General features: G+C 58.3%; 17 protein-coding genes. 3 read left to right on the forward strand and 14 right to left on the reverse strand.

The features are described 5' to 3' along the window. Positions 1 to 31 precede the first annotated feature (31 nt). The 5 genes from ACFOTD_RS22865 to ACFOTD_RS22885 all read right to left on the reverse strand — a co-directional run bounded on the left by ACFOTD_RS22865 (position 32) and on the right by ACFOTD_RS22885 (position 2,369). Entirely contained in the window at positions 32 to 436 is a 405-nt protein-coding gene (locus ACFOTD_RS22865) for a hypothetical protein (RefSeq protein WP_378122247.1), read from the reverse strand. A gap of 280 nt (positions 437 to 716) precedes the next feature. Beyond that, positions 717 to 1,376 (reverse strand): helix-turn-helix transcriptional regulator, encoded by a 660-nt coding sequence (locus tag ACFOTD_RS22870; RefSeq protein ID WP_378122248.1) that lies wholly within the window; start codon positions 1,374 to 1,376, stop codon positions 717 to 719. A 103-nt stretch (positions 1,377 to 1,479) separates the two neighbouring features. After that, on the reverse strand, positions 1,480 to 1,920 hold the full coding sequence (locus tag ACFOTD_RS22875; RefSeq protein ID WP_378122249.1) for a DUF86 domain-containing protein: 441 nt from the start codon (positions 1,918 to 1,920) through the stop codon (positions 1,480 to 1,482). Between the two features lie 10 nt (positions 1,921 to 1,930). After that, on the reverse strand, positions 1,931 to 2,068 hold the full coding sequence (locus ACFOTD_RS22880; RefSeq protein WP_158543932.1) for a hypothetical protein: 138 nt from the start codon (positions 2,066 to 2,068) through the stop codon (positions 1,931 to 1,933). A 13-nt stretch (positions 2,069 to 2,081) separates the two neighbouring features. Next, on the reverse strand, positions 2,082 to 2,369 hold the full coding sequence (locus ACFOTD_RS22885; protein WP_378122250.1) for a Dabb family protein: 288 nt from the start codon (positions 2,367 to 2,369) through the stop codon (positions 2,082 to 2,084). 117 nt (positions 2,370 to 2,486) lie between these two features. On the opposite strand from ACFOTD_RS22885, the gene ACFOTD_RS22890 reads away from it, so the two are divergent. After that, positions 2,487 to 2,738: a hypothetical protein gene (locus ACFOTD_RS22890; RefSeq protein WP_378122251.1), complete on the forward strand. Its 252-nt coding sequence runs from the start codon at positions 2,487 to 2,489 to the stop codon at positions 2,736 to 2,738. 77 nt (positions 2,739 to 2,815) lie between these two features. Here the strand turns inward: ACFOTD_RS22890 and ACFOTD_RS22895 are convergent, their stop codons facing one another. Both ACFOTD_RS22895 and ACFOTD_RS22900 read right to left on the reverse strand, forming a co-directional pair. Next, positions 2,816 to 3,211, reverse strand: coding sequence for a cupredoxin domain-containing protein (locus ACFOTD_RS22895; RefSeq protein WP_378122252.1), 396 nt, complete (start codon positions 3,209 to 3,211; stop codon positions 2,816 to 2,818). A gap of 146 nt (positions 3,212 to 3,357) precedes the next feature. Then, a complete protein-coding gene (locus ACFOTD_RS22900; RefSeq protein WP_378122253.1) occupies positions 3,358 to 3,786 on the reverse strand; it encodes a phage holin family protein in 429 nt (142 codons plus the stop codon). Positions 3,787 to 4,037: 251 nt separating this feature from the next. Between ACFOTD_RS22900 and ACFOTD_RS22905 the strand changes: the two genes are divergently transcribed. Next, positions 4,038 to 4,898, forward strand: a complete 861-nt coding sequence (locus tag ACFOTD_RS22905) for an alpha/beta fold hydrolase (protein ID WP_378122254.1) — start codon at positions 4,038 to 4,040, stop codon at positions 4,896 to 4,898. A 71-nt stretch (positions 4,899 to 4,969) separates the two neighbouring features. Here the strand turns inward: ACFOTD_RS22905 and ACFOTD_RS22910 are convergent, their stop codons facing one another. Continuing rightward, entirely contained in the window at positions 4,970 to 5,776 is an 807-nt protein-coding gene (locus ACFOTD_RS22910) for an alpha/beta hydrolase (RefSeq protein ID WP_378122255.1), read from the reverse strand. Between the two features lie 173 nt (positions 5,777 to 5,949). Here ACFOTD_RS22910 and ACFOTD_RS22915 point away from each other — a divergent pair, with 173 nt between their 5' ends. Next, positions 5,950 to 7,449, forward strand: a complete 1,500-nt coding sequence (locus ACFOTD_RS22915; RefSeq protein ID WP_378122256.1) for an IMP dehydrogenase — start codon at positions 5,950 to 5,952, stop codon at positions 7,447 to 7,449. A gap of 767 nt (positions 7,450 to 8,216) precedes the next feature. Here the strand turns inward: ACFOTD_RS22915 and pstB are convergent. The 6 genes from pstB to ACFOTD_RS22945 form a co-directional block, all read right to left on the reverse strand. Continuing rightward, entirely contained in the window at positions 8,217 to 8,978 is a 762-nt protein-coding gene (gene pstB / locus ACFOTD_RS22920; protein ID WP_378122257.1) for a phosphate ABC transporter ATP-binding protein PstB, read from the reverse strand. Between the two features lie 57 nt (positions 8,979 to 9,035). Then, positions 9,036 to 9,863, reverse strand: coding sequence for a phosphate ABC transporter permease PstA (gene pstA / locus ACFOTD_RS22925; RefSeq protein WP_378122290.1), 828 nt, complete (start codon positions 9,861 to 9,863; stop codon positions 9,036 to 9,038). Positions 9,864 to 9,985: 122 nt separating this feature from the next. Continuing rightward, positions 9,986 to 10,939 (reverse strand): phosphate ABC transporter permease subunit PstC, encoded by a 954-nt coding sequence (pstC, locus tag ACFOTD_RS22930; RefSeq protein ID WP_378122291.1) that lies wholly within the window; start codon positions 10,937 to 10,939, stop codon positions 9,986 to 9,988. Positions 10,940 to 11,053: 114 nt separating this feature from the next. Continuing rightward, entirely contained in the window at positions 11,054 to 11,908 is an 855-nt protein-coding gene (locus tag ACFOTD_RS22935) for a phosphate ABC transporter substrate-binding protein (protein WP_378122258.1), read from the reverse strand. A 33-nt stretch (positions 11,909 to 11,941) separates the two neighbouring features. After that, positions 11,942 to 13,360 carry a stalk domain-containing protein gene (locus ACFOTD_RS22940; RefSeq protein WP_378122259.1) on the reverse strand — a complete coding sequence of 473 codons (1,419 nt, stop codon included), beginning with the start codon at positions 13,358 to 13,360 and terminating at the stop codon, positions 11,942 to 11,944. A gap of 258 nt (positions 13,361 to 13,618) precedes the next feature. Then, the gene (locus tag ACFOTD_RS22945; RefSeq protein WP_378122260.1) at positions 13,619 to 16,063 is read right to left on the reverse strand and encodes a beta-mannosidase; all 2,445 of its coding nucleotides are present in this window, start codon (positions 16,061 to 16,063) and stop codon (positions 13,619 to 13,621) included. Between the last annotated feature and the right edge of the window lie 385 nt (positions 16,064 to 16,448).

Genomic DNA, 16,448 nt, shown 5'->3' on the forward strand with positions numbered 1-16,448 from the left:
TTGTTCCTTGCGGCGGATTCGCGCTTGCGCGTCAACCGGTCCTGCCTTCGCCTTCGGAAGGAGAGACCTCGCCGGCCTGTTCGTCTACGGCATCCGCGATCCCCTGCGTCCAGCGCACGAACCGTCCGCGCCACGCATCCAGCAGCGCCGCCGCCGTCTCGGCCGAGCGCGCGGCGGCTTCGCCAAACGCCCTGCCGCCCTCGGCCAGCCTGGCCGCGGACCTCGCCGCTCCGCGGCAGAGCTCCGCGGCTTCCGCTGCGCCTGACGCGAGCCGCTGCATTTGCCGCAGCGATTCGGCGCCTTCCGCCTCCAGCGTCCTGGCTGCTTCCCTGCAGGCGTTCAGCGCTCTCGACGCCGACATGCTCGCAATCAGCGCCGCGACCGCTAAGGCCGCGAACATGACCGCCGCTGCGTATCCCGCAACCGTCCAGGCCATCGTCTCTCCTCCTTCCGAATCGAACCTTCGCTATGTGAAGCCGGGCATTCGCCCATGCGCTTAACACAGTATAAGAACGTGCGGCCCGTCCTGACACATCGGACAAGTATAATTTTTCTTCCGTTCGTTCGATCGCCGATCGCGCCAGGATTACAGCAAAAAAACCGGTCGGAGCTTCTGGCCTCCGCCGGCTGAAATGTTGCTCTATTCGCGCATTCTAAAACGCAGCGTCACGCGTTCAAGAAGTTGCACCGTGCTCTCAAAAAGTTGCATCGCGCGTTCATGACGTCGCTGCCCGCTCTGCCGGGCGCCGGATCGCATAAGCGCATTTCACGCCGCCGTCCGCGATGCATTCGGTCCGTTTGACCTCGGCGCCCAGCAGCGCCTCGAACAGCTGCTGCTCGCAGCGACATGCCTCGCGGTATTTGCCTGCGACCTGGGCGATCGGACAGTTGTACTCGTACAACGTATACCGCTCTCCCGCTCCGTCCCGCTCCCAGTGGGACATATAGCCGCCGGCCTGCTGGATGGCGGCCAGCTCCGCCACGCGCTCCTCCAGCGTCGCGCCGGCCATCGCCGACTTATGCCTCGCGATGAGCTTGTCGCGGCGTCCCGCGAACATGCGGCCGATGATCGCTTCGCCCGCGGGATCGTCCTCAAGCTCGCCGAGCAGATCGAGCGCAAGCTGCGGATAGTTCTTGGGAAACAGATCGTCCGCACTCGGCGTCAGACGGTATATGGCAACGGGCCTCCCCATCGCCTGCTTCACGGTCTCGGCTGCGACGAGTCCCTCGCGCTCCAATGCCTGAACATGGCGGCGGACGCCCATCTCGGTGATCGACAGCGCCTGCGAGAGCGAGGCGATACTGCTGCCGCCGCCCGTCCGGAGCGTCTGAAGCAGCTGCTGGCGTGTTGTCCTTCCTTCGTCATGCGGCAGCATAGGCCTCTCCTCCCACGTGCGAACGGCGCCAAACAAAAAAAAGCCGCCCGCTTATGCTCCTATTGTATAGGAATAAGCGGGCAGCGTAAATTGCCAATCCTCGTCAGCGAGGCTGCTCCCAAGGATCGAGCTCGCGGCGGAGGTACAGCTGTACCGATTCGGTAAACGAATCCAGCAGCTCCTTAAGCTCGCCCGTAAGCGGATGGAGCTGCTGCCGTTGCCACAGATCGTAATCCTGAACGAGCGGCCTGCGAAGCGACACGAGCACGCGCAGACGCTCGGCAAGGCGTTCGTCGATGACGTCTTCGCCGCCGATGACGCCGACGATATCCTCGTAGCTGCCTGCGTCGCGCATCATGAAGCCGTCGATCAGGAAGCTGCCGACGTCCGTCACGATCTCGAGCGCCAGATGCAGGCAGCGTTCCTGCGCCAGCCCTTGCAGCAGATCGCCCTGCCACGCTGAAGCCAATCCGGACGCCGCAACGCCCAGATCGGGCACGCAGCGCAGCCGGCTCGCGATCGCTTGTCTGTTCACGTAGTACATGCCATCACCCTCAATCCTTCTTGCCGCGCTTGTTGCGGCCTTTGCGCCGCAGCCAGTAGACCATAATCAACGCGCTGATGATGATCACCAGCAGATAAGTCATCATTTCGTACAGATCGCCGGCGCCGGAGTCGGTCGTCGTGTTCACCCGATTCTCTCCCTCAGCTCTCGTAGTCGACGACGGCTTGCGCTTCGCGCGCGACCGACATATGCTCGATTACCTTTTTGTGCTCGGGGTGCACTTGATACGCCTGCATGTCCTCAAGCGAAGCGAACCTGGTCAAGAGCGAGATATCGTAGGAGCGTTCGGAATGAACGACATCCGTACCGACTTCGATCGAGACCAGCTGTTCGATTTTTCCTTCCATGTTGCGGAGCACGGCCGCCGTCTGGGCGACGCTCTCCGGGCTCCGGTCCTTCAATTTGAACAATACGATATGGGTCAGCATATTTTTGTCCCCTTTCTGGATTGTGCGCATGTATCCGTCCGGCTATCCCGCATGTACGTCCGGCGCGACGCGCATACTATACGCATTCTCGCTGGACGCCGCGGAAGGAGGCAGGTCATGCGGCTCACTTATACGATCTTGTTCTCGGTGATCGGACTTGCGCTTTGTCTGTTCAACGCGACGGGGTACGATCCTCACAACGCCTTTTTGTTCATGTTCAGCGTGCCGATCTGGTTCGTGGAGCTGTTCGGCGACATTCACAAAGTCAGTGTAATGGGTATGTACGCGCTCACCGTGCTCAGCTATGCCGTCATCGGAGCGGTCTGCGACTATGCGATCGCAAGGCTTTACCGAAGAAGACGCACTTGACGGCCGCCATCGGGTCATAGGGTGTTATGAAAAAAAGGAGCCGGCAACGGCTCCTTTCTCCTTTGCGCAAGGAAACATTATTCGATGACGATCGTCGACTTCATCGTCGAGTGGCCTTGTCCGCACATGATGGAGCAGTGAATCTCAATCGTTTTGCCCTTGTCGCTCTCCGGGAACGTATAGTCCGCTTCCGGATTCTCTGCAGTTAGTTCAAGATTAGCCGCTTCGATACCCGCGCCGTGCACGCCCAGCTTGTTCGAAAACTTGATCTTGTAGTTGGTGCCGGCCTTCACGTGATACTCCGCTTGGTCGAACTTGTACCCAGCCGATGTCGCGGTGATTTTCAGCAGCTCCTGGCCTTCCGCCAAGCCTGCTTCCTCGCTTTCGGGCTTCGCCGGCAGATCGTTAGCCAAGAGGTACACAGCAAAAAGACAGGCCACGACAAGCAAAGCCGGCATGATCCATTTAAACATCGTTGCTCCCCCTGCTTCCTCGAAATGTCTACCTCTTATATTACCTAAAAGGGGCGCTGCAACTCAACTATTGACGACATGAAAGCGTCAACTTTTTTTCATATTTGACAAATTGATGAACGATCCAATAATAATTTTTTCCAATTTTATGATTTTAAATCATCGTCCTTGCTTTTTAAATCATCGTCCTTGCTTTTGCTTTTCAGCATCTGCACAGCCTGCCTCAACCGCTCGGGAAGCGGCAAGCCGAGACGTCCGCAGTTTTCGACGACGGAGATCAATTCGTTGGCCAAATAAAAATAAGTCGCGCCCCCCATGACCGCGTTCAAGCCCAGCAATTGATCGATCCGGTGACAAACGAGCAGCACAAGCAGCATCAAGCCTTTTTTCGCCAGCCCTCTAAACCCTGTACGGCTGTTCAGCCCCGGCCCCGACCGAATGGCCGCATACACGCCCGTTACGTAATCGACGCCCATGGCAACGACCAGAAGCGTCAGCGCTTCGTTCCACATGCCGAATGCGAAGGTCAGTACCGAACCCGCCACGGCGACCGCGCAGTTCATTTCCCAGGACATCCTCCACTCCTCCCCCCAAGCCGTTCGTACATCCGCAACGCTGCGACTGGCTTCGTACAACGTATGCGCACGGGACAAGACCCGAGGCGGCATCAGCGGCTTTGCGAACAAGAAGCCGCACCTCTCACGCAAAACCGGGACTAGCGTAAGGTCGGCTCTAGCGGGGTAAGGGATGCTAGCGGGACATGAACGCGCTCTTGTCCTCTTAAATGGCGAAAAAAATCGAACCAACTACGATCGGAGGGAATTCGATGTCTCATTATGTGGAAGTGCAGAAAGGGATTCGAATCTACGTGGAGGATATCGGCGAAGGTACGCCGATTATTTTTCTACACGGCTGGCCGGTCAACCACAAAATGTTCGAATATCAATTCCTGGAGCTGCCGCGTCTGGGATACCGGTGCATCGGGATCGATCTTCGGGGCTTCGGCAAGTCTGACGCAACCTGGGACGGCTACAACTACTGCAGCCTGGCGGACGACGTCAAGGCGGTCATCGATCACTTGGGCGTAACGGGCGCGACGCTCGTCGGCTTTTCGCTCGGCGGCGCCGTAGCCGTGCGGTACATGGCCAGACATGCGGGATACGGCATCTCCAAGCTGCTGCTCGTCGGGGCCGCCGCGCCTTCATTCGTGCAGCGCGAGGACTTCAAATACGGGACGCCGACGGAAAAGTTGGATGACATGATCCTGCAGGCGTATACGGACCGGCCGGCGCTCGTCATGCACTTCGGCAAGATGCTGACCGCAAGCAAGCCCAGCGCCGGTACTGCGGCATGGCTTCTGTCGCTCGGTCTGGAGGCGTCCGCAGTCGGCACATACAAGGCGCTCGAATCGCTTCGCACCGAAGATCTTCGCGAGGATCTGCCGTTGATTAGCGTACCGACCGCCATATTCCATGGGGCCAACGATGAGATTTGCCCCTTCGAGCTTGGCGAAGAAATGCACCGTTACATTCCGGGATCGACGCTCCATCGCTTCGAGGACAGCGGGCATGCGCTGCTGTTCGACGAGCCGCAGCTGTTCAGCGAGCGACTGACGGCCTTTCTGGCCGACACGCTCGTCATCCCCGCGCCGATTGAAGTCGAACCCGAGCAGACGCCGATTTTATAACTGCGCAGCCGTCACGTCAAAGAAGGCTTGATCCGGAACGTCCGGATCAAGCCTTCTTCTCGAGTTCAGCTCTAAAACCCTTGCGCCTTCAGCCAAGCCGCTGCGGCCGATGTCCACCCCGAGGCAAACGGATGATCCTCTGCCAGGCCGATCCCGTGCACGCCGCTGCTGTAAACGTGCAGGTCGAACAGCACGCCCTTCTCCCTCAGCGCCGCGGCGAACAGCAGGCTGTTCTCGACAGGCACCGCGGCGTCGTCGGACGTATGCCACAAAAAGGCCGGCGGCGTCTCGGACGTCACCCGGAGCTCCGCGGACATCGCGTCCACGAGCCCCGCTTCCGGCGAATCCCCGAGCAGGTTAAGACGGCTGCCCGCGTGCGTATGGGGATCCCTGAACGTAATGACGGGATAACAGAGCACGATCAGGTCCGGCCGGTCGGATACGCGGTCGATCTCGTCCTCCGCCTCCGGATTCGGCCCCTCCCATTGCGTGCCGGCCGATGCGACCAGGTGGCCGCCGGCCGAGAAGCCCAGCAGGCCGATGCGTGCGGCGTCAATGCCGAATTCCGTGGCGCGGGCGCGCACCGTCCGGATCGCGCGCAGCGCGTCCGTAAGCGGAGCGGGATGCTTGTACGGAGCCACGCGGTACCGGAGCACAAAAGCGGATATGCCGAGGCCGTTCAACCACTTCGCGATGGGCTCTCCTTCATGAGCGGCCCGTACGCCGTAGCCGCCGCCAGGCGCCACGATGACGACCGGACGATCGCTTCCCTCGAGCAAATAAGGAAACAACGCGGGACGGTCCTCTGGCGTATCGCCCTCGGCGTAGGGAGCGCCATCAAGCCAGAGCAGCTGTTCTTCAGTTGCAAACGCTGACATAAATCGCACCTCGATTGGAATTGGATTCAATATTTCTCAACCTATATCCTAGCACACCCCCCTTCATTTGCCGATAGATTCGTCACGGTCGCAACTATCCGTTGCCAAGCCTGCGTACTCGTGCTACTATTGTTAAAATTTATCGAGCGAGAGCTATGGGAGGACGATAGACTGTGGCCAAATATTATACGGAACCTTCGCGCACGTTCAGCGAATACCTGCTGATCCCGAACTTGACGAGACGCGAATGCACGACCGAACGCGTGTCGCTCCGAACCCCGATCGTTAAGTACGGCCGCGGCGAGCAGCCTCGACTGTCGCTCAACATCCCGTTCTCCTCAGCCGTGATGCAGTCCGTATCCGACAACGCGATGGCAGTCGCCCTCGCCCGCAGCGGCGGTATCTCGTTCGTCTTCGGCTCCCAGCCCGTCGCCGAGCAGGCCCGCATGGTCGGCAAGGTCAAAGCGTTCAAGGCCGGCTTCGTCGCGAGCCGCTCCAACCTCACGCCGGATCACACGCTCGCCGACGTCAAGTCGCTCAAGGCGACGACGGGACATTCCACCGTCGCGATCACGGACGACGGCTCCCCTAGAGGCAAGCTGCTCGGCATCGTCACGAGCCGCGACTACAGGGACAGCCGGGATCCGTCCGACAAGCCGATCCGCGAGTTTATGACGCCCTACGCCTCGCTCGTCTGCGGTCGTTCCGGCATCTCGCTGCCCGAGGCGAACGACCTTATATGGGAGCACAAGCTCAACTGCCTGCCGATCGTGGACGAGACGCAGCGGCTCGAACACCTCGTTTTCCGCAAAGATTACGACGCCCACAAGGAATATCCCCTCCAACTGCTCGACGCCAACAAGAGCTATGTCGTCGGCGCCGGCATCAATACCCGTGATTATGAAGAGCGCGTGCCCGCCCTCGTAGCGGCCGGTGCGGACATTCTCGTTATCGATGCCTCCGACGGGTACAGCGAGTGGCAGCGCGATACGATCGAATACGTCAAAGCAAACTTCGACATTCCGATCGGCGCCGGCAACATCGTCGACCGCGAAGGCTTCAGGTATCTCGTCGATGCCGGCGCGGACTTCGTCAAGGTCGGGATCGGCGGCGGCTCCATCTGCATTACCCGCGAGCAAAAAGGCATCGGCCGCGGCCAGGCTTCCGCCCTGATCGAAGTCGCCGAGGAGCGCGACCGTTATTACCAGGAGACCGGCATTTACGTCCCCCTTTGCTCCGACGGCGGCATCGTGCACGATTACCACATCACGCTCGCGCTCGCCATGGGCGCAGACTTCGTCATGATGGGCCGGTACTTCGCCCGTTTCGACGAGAGCCCGACGCGCAAACTGAAGGTCGGCAACAACTTCGTGAAGGAATTCTGGGGCGAAGGCTCCAATCGCGCGCGCAACTGGCAGCGCTACGACAGCGGCGGCAAAGAAAATCTGCTGTTCGAGGAAGGCGTCGACTCGTACGTGCCTTACGCGGGCGGACTGCAGGAAAACCTCGACAAGACGCTCGGCAAAATCAAATCGACCATGTGCAACTGCGGCGCGATCAGCATCTCGGAGCTGCAGCGCGAAGCCCGCATCACGCTCGTCTCGGCCACCAGCCTCGTCGAAGGCGGCGCCCACGACGTCATGATCAAAGATACCGGCCTGTCCGGAGACTAATACGCATGCGCTCGGCCCGCTTCCTACAACGGAGAGCGGGCCGATTGTTTAACGGATACTTGTACGCCCCTGCTGCGGCCCCGTTTTCCAGGAGCAATGCTCTTTTTCTGTCGCATGCCATTATCCCATCGGCTCAGAATGGGGGGTCCAGAAGGTCCGCTTTCTTTTCACCGCATCTAAAAGACCGCTTCCTTTAAACGCATTTTTATGCCTGCGTACCTCTTCGCACCATTATCCCCTTCCTCTGATGCGTCCCCTCTGTCCTCCAACCCTCCTCTGCAAAATGTACCTGTTCCTCTGCCATGCCATTATCCCCATCGCTCAGAACCCAGTGGTCTCGACGGACACACCAGACCTCATTTCCGCAAGTTATCCCCCAGGATCGACCAAATGACGTTGGTTCTGACGCACGATCCGCTATCCCGCCCAATTAACCTCTTTGCCGACTAATTTGGTTCGATCTAACGGATTTATAGTGCGCAGCCCTCTATAACTATCGATTTTTGAGTCCATAACGGAAACGTGGTATGCATTCCTCTCGTTGGCCCCATAGCAGGTGAGCCCGGTCAGTCGTTACACTACGAACGTTTGCGAAATGATCTCGCAGAGGAGATACGGCAACTGAGCGAATGGGATAATGGCATGCGTGCCCGAAAATCAGGCTATGTGCGAGCAGTGCCAGGCCATCGGGTTACTTCTATATAAGCCAAAATAAAAAACCCAAGGCGTCTTCCGCCTTGAGCCGGTATGCCGGATGTGGCTAAAGATCAGCCGAACCGCCCGCTGATATAGTCCTCCGTCCGCTGATCGGACGGATCGGAGAAGAGCTTCTCGGTCGCGCTGTACTCGACGACTTCCCCGTTCAGGAAGAAGACGGTCTGATGGGAAACGCGCGCGGCCTGATGCATGTTGTGCGTAACCATGACGATCGTGTAACGGTCCTTCAGTTCTTGCGCGAGCTCCTCGATCTTGATCGTGGAGATCGGGTCGAGCGCCGACGTCGCTTCGTCCATGAGCAGCACGTCGGGACCGACCGCGAGCGCGCGGGCAATGCACAGACGCTGCTGCTGTCCGCCCGAGAGACTAAGCGCGGAGCGCTTCAGATGGTCCTTGACCTCGTTCCAGAGCGCGGCGGAGCGCAGGCTGTTTTCGACGATCTCGTCCAGCTCGCGCCTTTTGGAGATGCCGTGCAGCCGCGGTCCGTAAGCGACATTGTCGTAAATGGATTTGGGGAACGGATTCGGCTGCTGGAATACCATGCCGATCTTTTTGCGAAGCGTCTCGACGTGCACGTCTCCGCCGTAGATATCCGTTCCGCCGATTTCGATGCTGCCCTCTACCCGCGCGCCGGGAATCATGTCGTTCATCCGGTTCAGCGTACGGAGCAGCGTCGACTTGCCGCAGCCCGAAGGGCCGATAAAAGCGGTGATCGCCCGCTGCGGGATTTCCAGTGAGACCTGCTTCAGCGCGTGAAAAGCACCGTAAAACAAATTCAGCTTATTGATTTCGATGAGCGCCGTTCCTTGCACAATGAATTCCTCCTTGACTACGATAAGTCCGATCCGATAGCTTCAGCCGCTTAACGGCTAGCCCTTCATCTTGCGCGCCTTCATCCAGAGCGGCAAGCGGAATACGAGGTTGATCGCAAGCACGATCATGATGAGGACGGCCGTCGCCTTCTGCGCGATGTCGCCGGCGTCCGGGACGATCGCTTCGGATTGGACGTACCATAGGTGCACGGCGAGCGTCTCGCCTGGCGACAGTAGATTGAAGTCCCAAAGCTCGCCGGAGGTAGTGACGCCGGCGGTTAAGATGATGACGGCGCTCTCGCCGAATGCGCGGCCGGCGGTCAGGCAGATTCCGGTGACGATGCCGTTCAGGGCGACCGGAATGAGCACGGTGCGTATCGTTTGCAGATGCGTGGAGCCTAGCGCGAACGAGGCGTTCTTAAGCTCCGTAGGCACCGACCGCAGCGACTCTTCGGTGACGCGCGTCAACATCGGCAGATTCAGGAAAGCAAGGCTGACCGCGCCGCCGAGAATCGTCAGATCGAGATGGAAGATGTCGACGAAGAGCGAGATCCCGAAAAGTCCGAAAATGATCGACGGTACCGACGACAGCCCTTCGACGCAAATGCGGATAAAACCGATAAAGCGGTTGTCCGGCGCAAATTCCGCCAGATAGATGCCTGCAGCCATGCCGAGCGGGATCGAGATCGCCAGCGACAGGAACAGAATATAAAACGAATTGAACAGCGCGGGCCCGATGCCGCCGCCTTCTTCGATCTCGCTGGGCAATCCGGTCAGGAAATCCCAGCTCAGGTTAGGCAGTCCCTTGCGCAGCAGCATAAATAGCAGCCCGAGGATAAACAAAATTACGAGAATGCCCAAAGCCCAGACGAACACGTTAAATATCCGGTCGTTTCTGGCGGCGGAGCTGGACGATCTCGAGAACGCGTTCGCGCGGCGAACGGCCGAAGCGCCCGGTTTGGAGCCGGGTACCGGCGCGATCGGCGCGCCGTTTTTGGAGGAATCGCTCACGAAGCCTTCGCTCCCTTCTTCTGCAGCAAGCGAACCGCGACGATCAGCAGCAGCGAGATCGCGAGCAAAAGGAAGCCCATCAGGTACAACGCGTAATTCCAGGTCGAATCGAATTCGACGCTCGTAATTTGCATAACGATGTTACTCGTCAGCACGGCGGTCGGCGTGAAAAGGCTGTCAGCCAGCTGCGGCGTGTTGCCGATGACCATAACGACGGCCATCGTCTCGCCGATTGCGCGTGCCATGCCGAGGATAACCGCATAGATGATGCCGCTGCGCGCCGCAGGCAGCACCACGCGGAAAATCGTCTGGAAGCGCGTCGAGCCGAGCGCGTACGAGGCATCTCTGTATTTCTTCGGAACCGCGGAGATCGCGTCATCGCTGATACGGGCGATCGTCGGCAGTACCATGATCGCCAGTACGATGGCTGCGGCGAGCAGACCGTCCGCCAGATCGCGGCCGCTAATCTCGCGAAGCATCGGAATCAAGATCGTCAGTCCCAGGTAGCCGTATACGACGGACGGGATGCCGACGAGCAGGTCCATGATGGGACGCAGCGCGCCGCGCAGCCACGCCGGCGTGATCTCCGCCAGGAACACCGCGATCAGGACGGCGATCGGGACGGCAAGTACAAGCGTAAGCCCTGTCAAGGCGAATGTGCCGAATATGAAGAGCAGCGCTCCGAAATGCCCGTTTTCAGGATCCCAATTGGTAGAAAAGAAAAACTCTTTGAACGAAACCGTTTCGAATGTCATAACGCCCGTCTTGAACATCAGGATCAAAATGCCGAACAGGACAAGACATACGAAGACGGCCGCGGATACGCATAGAACCTTAAAGGTCGAATTAAAAAATCTCAGACGGGATCTGCGGTCAAGCGGATCGCCGCCGGCTTGGCGCAAACTGTTGCCCAGCTCCGCCGGCGCGATGACGCGGCTTTGCGCGTTCATCTCAAGCATAGGACGAATCTCCTCTCCCAGGTAAAAACGTAAAGAAAAAGCCGGCCTTAAGCGCTTTGACGCTGCAGCCGGCTTGATGGCGTGATACGATCGGTTGTACTTCGTTTACTTGACGGCTGCCAGCGGGATGAACTTCAGCTTTTTCAGCGAGCCGTTTTGGAACTTGGCGCTTTGAATGTACTCGATGAATGCCTTGGTTGCGCCAGTCGGCTGGCCCTTCGTCATGAAGTAGCCGATGCCCCATACTTTGTACGTTCCGTTCAACACGTTTTTCTCGGTCGGCGCAGCGCCGTTGATCGACAGAGCCTTCATCTTGTCGGTCACGTACGGCAGGTCGATGTAGCCGATTGCGTTTGGCGTCGTTTCGATCGCGGTTTTCATGTCGCCGCTCGAGCCCGTTTCCTTGTAGTTGTCGCCCTTGGTCATGAAGTCCTTGCCGTCAAGCGCCTTCAGTTGGAAGTTAACGCGCGTACCCGAGCCGAATTTGCGGTTGACGACGACGATGTTGGCGTCGGAGCCGCCTACGTCTTTCCAGTTCGTGACCTTGCCGGAGAAGATGTCTTGCAGTTGCTTGGTCGTCAGGTTGCTGACGCTCACGTTCTTGTTAGCGACGGCAGCGAATACCGTGACGGCTACCGGATTGGCCACTTGGCCGTCAAACTTCTTGAAGCCCGGCACGTCGGTAGATGCGTCCCAGTCTACTGCGCCGATGTCGGCGATGCCTTTGCGGACCGATTGAGGACCGGCGATGGAGCTGACTGCGGATGCCGAGATCTTGACCTTCGGGTTAAGCTTTTGGAATTCGCTCTTCGCTTGCAGCGTCAGCGGCAGCAGTGCCGAAGAACCGTTGATGACGATCTTGCCTTTAAGCGAGCTTGCTGCGGATGCGACGGATGCGCCGCCGGCTGCCAGGGAGACCGCAAGCGCGACCAGCGCGGCGGGTTTGAACCATTTTTTCATGGGAATGAGTGCTCCTCTCGTATTTGAAAAAGATTAACGGGTGACTGGCTTCCATGAGCCGTTTGCGTTCACGTACAGGCCATTTTCAAGCGCGATGATAATTTGCGATCCGTTCACGGCAAGACCGGATGCAGAAGCGGGTACCTTGTACAGCAGCTTTTTGGATGCCGTCGCAGGATCGACTTCATAGATTGCCGACTCGTCGTCGTTCACCGTAGTAAGTACGTACAGCTTGCCGCCGGACAGAACGAGCTCTTCTACGTCGCCTTCGGCCAGCAGCGTAGCCGTTTTCTTGTCCTTGTCTACCGATACGACCGTCGCGCTTGCGTTTTCGTCCGCCACGCTTACATAGTAAACCGTGCTGCCGTCCAAAGAGAGCACGAACAGCTTGTCGTCCTTCGCCGAAGTCAGCGCGACTGCCGCCGGCTTTTCAGCCGAAGTATCGTACAGGTTCACTTGCACTTGCTCGCCGCTCGCGTCGATGGCAACCGTATCCTTGTCCAGATCCGTGCCGTCAGCCGTCGCCTTCGGAGGCGTCGTCACCAGGTATGCGAACTTCTTGCCGTCCGGAGAAACGGACAGTGCGGACTTGTAATCGACCTTGTCCTCTACGACCTTCGAGATCGTGCCCGTCGCAACTTCTACCTTGGCGATCACCGAACCCTTGTCGCCTTGCAGGAAGTAGATCGCGGAGCCGTCGGCGGACCATACGAGCTCGGTCTTGATCGACGTGTCATTGCTGATTTGCTTCGATTGCTTGCTCGCCAGGTCGACGACGTACACCGCGCCTTCCCCGTCCGTATAAGCAGCCTTGGCGCCGCCCGGTGCGACGATCAGGTCAGAGCCGCCTTCGGTAGAGAGAAGCTCCGCCGATTTGCCGGTCGCCACGTCCACCAGATAGTCCGTACGCTTCGCGTCCGTCTCGACGGAGACGATCGCTTGGCTCGCGTTTACGAAGCGTGCGTTCTCGCCGCCAGCGAGCAGCTTGATCGTGTTGATCGCCAGCTTGCCGTCCTTCAGCGCCATCGTCCCGCCGAGAGCTTGTACAAGCGGCTTGACCGCTACGAATGCCGTTCCGTTCAGAACCTTAGCCGGTTGATTCAGGTTAATGACGTTGCCGTCGACCGATGCTTGCTTGACCCCCGTCTTGAAAGCAAAGGAATGCGAATCCAGCGTTACCGTCGTGTAGCCGTTCAGTGCCGACAGCTTGGCGCCGAGTGCCGCGCTCAGGTCGCGCACGGAAACCAGCGTTTCACCGTTAGACAGCACCGTACGCACTTGCACGTCCGTGTAATTGACAACGAATACGGATTGCTGAACCGTCAGCGTTACGGCTTTTGCCGTGACCGCCTTGGCAGTAGTCGCCGAGCCCGCTTGCGCAGCGCCTGCCGTTCCCGCTGCCGCCGTTCCCAAAGCCGCTGCCAAAATCGTTGCCGCGATTGCTTTCTTCATCACCATGTGCGCCCAGTCACCCTTCTTTTGATTGATCTGACTTCATTATAGGAACGTTTTGTAAACCGGGATGGCGACCTATATTTTGGATATGTAAATTTTTCCGCGCGTTATCATTTCGGACAACTTCGGGACTTCTGTCGCGATTTAAATACAAAAATCCCGGCGATATCCCCCTCACGGGGGAATCGCCGGGACCTGATTGGCCGAATCGGCCTGTTTTCGGTATGCCGGGCTTTGATTAGCTGTTATTGAGCGTTAGACGTAATCGAGCGTCTTCACTTCGTTCAGGCAGACGACTTTGACCTTTGCGCCTTCCGGCAGACCGCCTTTAAGCACGATTTCCCGCTTTTCGCCCGCGCGCAGATCGAAGTAGTTGTCCGATAGCGTTCCGGGCAGATCGACGAGACCTGCGTCCTTGGCAAAAGTGTCCGTCGTCAGCGTGAAGCGCGTATCGCCGTTTGCCAGCGTCTCCTGTTCGACCTGGACGGCTGCCGGCTTGAGCGCAAGCTGATGGGGCTTGCCCAGCAGGTACGTATTCACGATCAAGGCGGTCTCGCCTTGATACAGGCTCACGCAGACGATCGTCTTGGATGCGTCAAAGCCCGCCACGGAGAACGTGCCAATGCGCGTAGACCGGTGCCCCGTTACCTGCACCTCGTTCACGACGGATTGTACAACGCTGTCGGTGTCCAGATCGTAGAATTCGACGACGATACGTCCTTCGAAGTCGCCGTGATCGTGGATCAGGTACAGCTCGGCTTCATCTTGGCCAGGCGTAATCTTCGCGTATGCATTTGGCGACTGGAAGCTGCGTTTCATATAGAAATAAGAAGGCTTGTGCACCTTGGCATAATCGACGAGCGCCCAGCTGATGGACGGCCATAGGTCGCTCCACTGCCAGATGAGCGCGCCGGACGTATCCGGCATCCGGGACACCCAGTGCTCCACGCCTAACCGAAGCGCGTTGGCTTGCAAAAGCTGGTTGACGTACACAAACTGTTCCTTCGAGGCAGGCAGCTTGTAATCGCCGACCGTGTAATAGAACAAGCGCTGGATGCCGTTCGGCGCCTTCTGCATCGCGTCCAGCTTCGGATCCCGCAGCGTGGCGTTCGGATCGACCTGATTCAGCAAGTAGTTCGACGGATAGGACTGCATTCCGAATTCGGAAAGGAAACGGCCGTTCACCTCGCGGTACTCCTCGTACGGATGCGTCTGCCCCCAGACGAACCAGGAGTGAAGATCGCCGTAATTGCCCTCCAGCTTCGTATGGTCGAAGGTGAGCGAGTACGGGCTCGACGGCCAGTAAGGCCGCAGCGTGTCTGCCGCGCAAGCATCGTGCAGCACCTCGAAATACAGCTTTTCGCCAAAGCCGTGCAAGCGGCGGGCGCGGCTCCGCTCGACGAAGATCTGGTTCTCGTTATTGCCGCACCAGAGCACGATGCTAGGATGGCTGCCGAACTCGGAGATCACGTAGTCGGCTTCCTTGCGTACAAGCGCGCTGAACGCGTCGTCGTCAGGATAGTCGCCGCATGCGAACATAAAGTCCTGCCAGACCATAATGCCGAGTCGGTCGCAGGCATCGAAGAAATCGTGGTTCTCGTACGTGCCGCCGCCCCAGACGCGGATCATGTTCATATTGGCTGCCGCGATGCGTTCGATTTCAACCTCGTACTCTTCCTTGGTGTCGAGATTCGGGAACAGCTTCAGCGGAATCCAGTTGATCCCCTTGCACAGCACGGGAATACCGTTGACCTGAATGATAAACTTGCGGCCCTGCTTGTCGTAGGGCATGTCGATGCGAATGTCGCGCAGTCCGACCGCGCGGGACATCGTCGCGACCGCTTCTCCGCCCTCGTCCAGCACGGAAGCCTCCAGCCGGTACAGGGGCTGCTCGCCGTGACCAAGCGGGTACCAGCGCTTCGGCTGCGAGATTTCCAGCGCCGCTTCGTAAGTGCCGGTTCCCGGATCCAAGCTGACGCGCTCGCTCCGCTCGGCAACGATCGTATCGCCGTCGAAAATCCGATAACGAAGCGCGGCCTCTACGGCTTCCGTACCGGCTGCGGATACTTTGAACGACGCGTTCACGATCGCTTTGCGGTCAGTCAGATGCGTAATCGCATAGCCTAGGCTGTCCGTACGAACCACGTCGTAGGCTTCGATTGACACGGGCTTGTGAATGCCTACGGTCACGACCTTGGCGCCCCAATCCCAGCCGTAGCCGTATTGCGCCTTGCGGCCGAACAACCGCGCAGGTATGCCGTTCCACAGGTTCAAAGGCTCGCCGAACGCGGCTTCCTTCTCCTTCAGCGTTTTGGTCGGCGATGCGATGCGTACCGACAGTTTGTTTTGCGCTTGCGCGATTCCTTTGATATTGAAGCGGTAAGCGATAAACATATTTTCAGTGGCGCCCAGCGTTTGCCCGTTAAGCGAGACTTCGGCATAAGTGTCGACGCCTTCCAGTACCAGCTCGATCGCGTCGCGCGACAGCTCGTCTTCGCCTAACGTAAATTCGCGGGCATAAGTCCAGTCGTCGAATTCGATCCACTCGATTTTCGGCTCGAACAACGTATCGTATTCATTGGCGAGTATGCCTTGTTCCATAAGATCCTTTTGCACGAATCCAGGCACTGAAGCCTGATAGCGCTCGCCGGTGCGCGCATTCGAGAGCTCCCAGCTTCCGTTCAACAACAACGTGGTCATGTCGTTTGCTCCTAATCCTGATTGGTTCGATATTGGTATTCTTGATTGTTATTCTTGCCCTATTGTACCTTATCCGACACCAAAAGTTTAGGCTAATTGTTATTGTAATTTGACTATTGAATTCGTTTGAATAGTTTACAAAACAGTAGAATAGCAAAAAGAAACGCCAAAAGAGACGTCAAAAGAGACGTCAAAAGAGACGTCAAAAGAGACGTCAAAAGAGACGTCAAAACCCCCGTCGGATAGACGAGGGCAAATCATGGATTGTATGGAGGTTGGCGGTTGTCGATCCGGGCTGTTTGCCGCCTGGTTGATGCCGGCTTGCCGCCTGATTGATCCCGCTTGCTGCCTGGTTGCCGCATGACAGCACGCCCCCGCAGGAGCT

It is taken from the genome of Cohnella sp. GCM10012308, assembly GCF_042649185.1.
GTDB lineage: Bacteria > Bacillota > Bacilli > Paenibacillales > Paenibacillaceae > Cohnella.

Coding starts and splice junctions, on each gene's coding strand:
- ACFOTD_RS22865 (WP_378122247.1), bottom strand. CDS start 436: ATGGCCTGGACGGTTGCGGGATACGCAGCGGCGGTCATGTTCGCGGCC.
- ACFOTD_RS22885 (WP_378122250.1), bottom strand. CDS start 2,369: ATGCTGACCCATATCGTATTGTTCAAATTGAAGGACCGGAGCCCGGAG.
- ACFOTD_RS22905 (WP_378122254.1), top strand. CDS start 4,038: ATGTCTCATTATGTGGAAGTGCAGAAAGGGATTCGAATCTACGTGGAG.
- pstC (WP_378122291.1), bottom strand. CDS start 10,939: ATGAACGCGCAAAGCCGCGTCATCGCGCCGGCGGAGCTGGGCAACAGT.
- ACFOTD_RS22900 (WP_378122253.1), bottom strand. CDS start 3,786: ATGTCCTGGGAAATGAACTGCGCGGTCGCCGTGGCGGGTTCGGTACTG.
- ACFOTD_RS22940 (WP_378122259.1), bottom strand. CDS start 13,360: ATGAAGAAAGCAATCGCGGCAACGATTTTGGCAGCGGCTTTGGGAACG.
- ACFOTD_RS22890 (WP_378122251.1), top strand. CDS start 2,487: ATGCGGCTCACTTATACGATCTTGTTCTCGGTGATCGGACTTGCGCTT.
- ACFOTD_RS22870 (WP_378122248.1), bottom strand. CDS start 1,376: ATGCTGCCGCATGACGAAGGAAGGACAACACGCCAGCAGCTGCTTCAG.
- ACFOTD_RS22945 (WP_378122260.1), bottom strand. CDS start 16,063: ATGACCACGTTGTTGTTGAACGGAAGCTGGGAGCTCTCGAATGCGCGC.
- ACFOTD_RS22935 (WP_378122258.1), bottom strand. CDS start 11,908: ATGAAAAAATGGTTCAAACCCGCCGCGCTGGTCGCGCTTGCGGTCTCC.
- ACFOTD_RS22875 (WP_378122249.1), bottom strand. CDS start 1,920: ATGTACTACGTGAACAGACAAGCGATCGCGAGCCGGCTGCGCTGCGTG.
- ACFOTD_RS22910 (WP_378122255.1), bottom strand. CDS start 5,776: ATGTCAGCGTTTGCAACTGAAGAACAGCTGCTCTGGCTTGATGGCGCT.
- ACFOTD_RS22895 (WP_378122252.1), bottom strand. CDS start 3,211: ATGTTTAAATGGATCATGCCGGCTTTGCTTGTCGTGGCCTGTCTTTTT.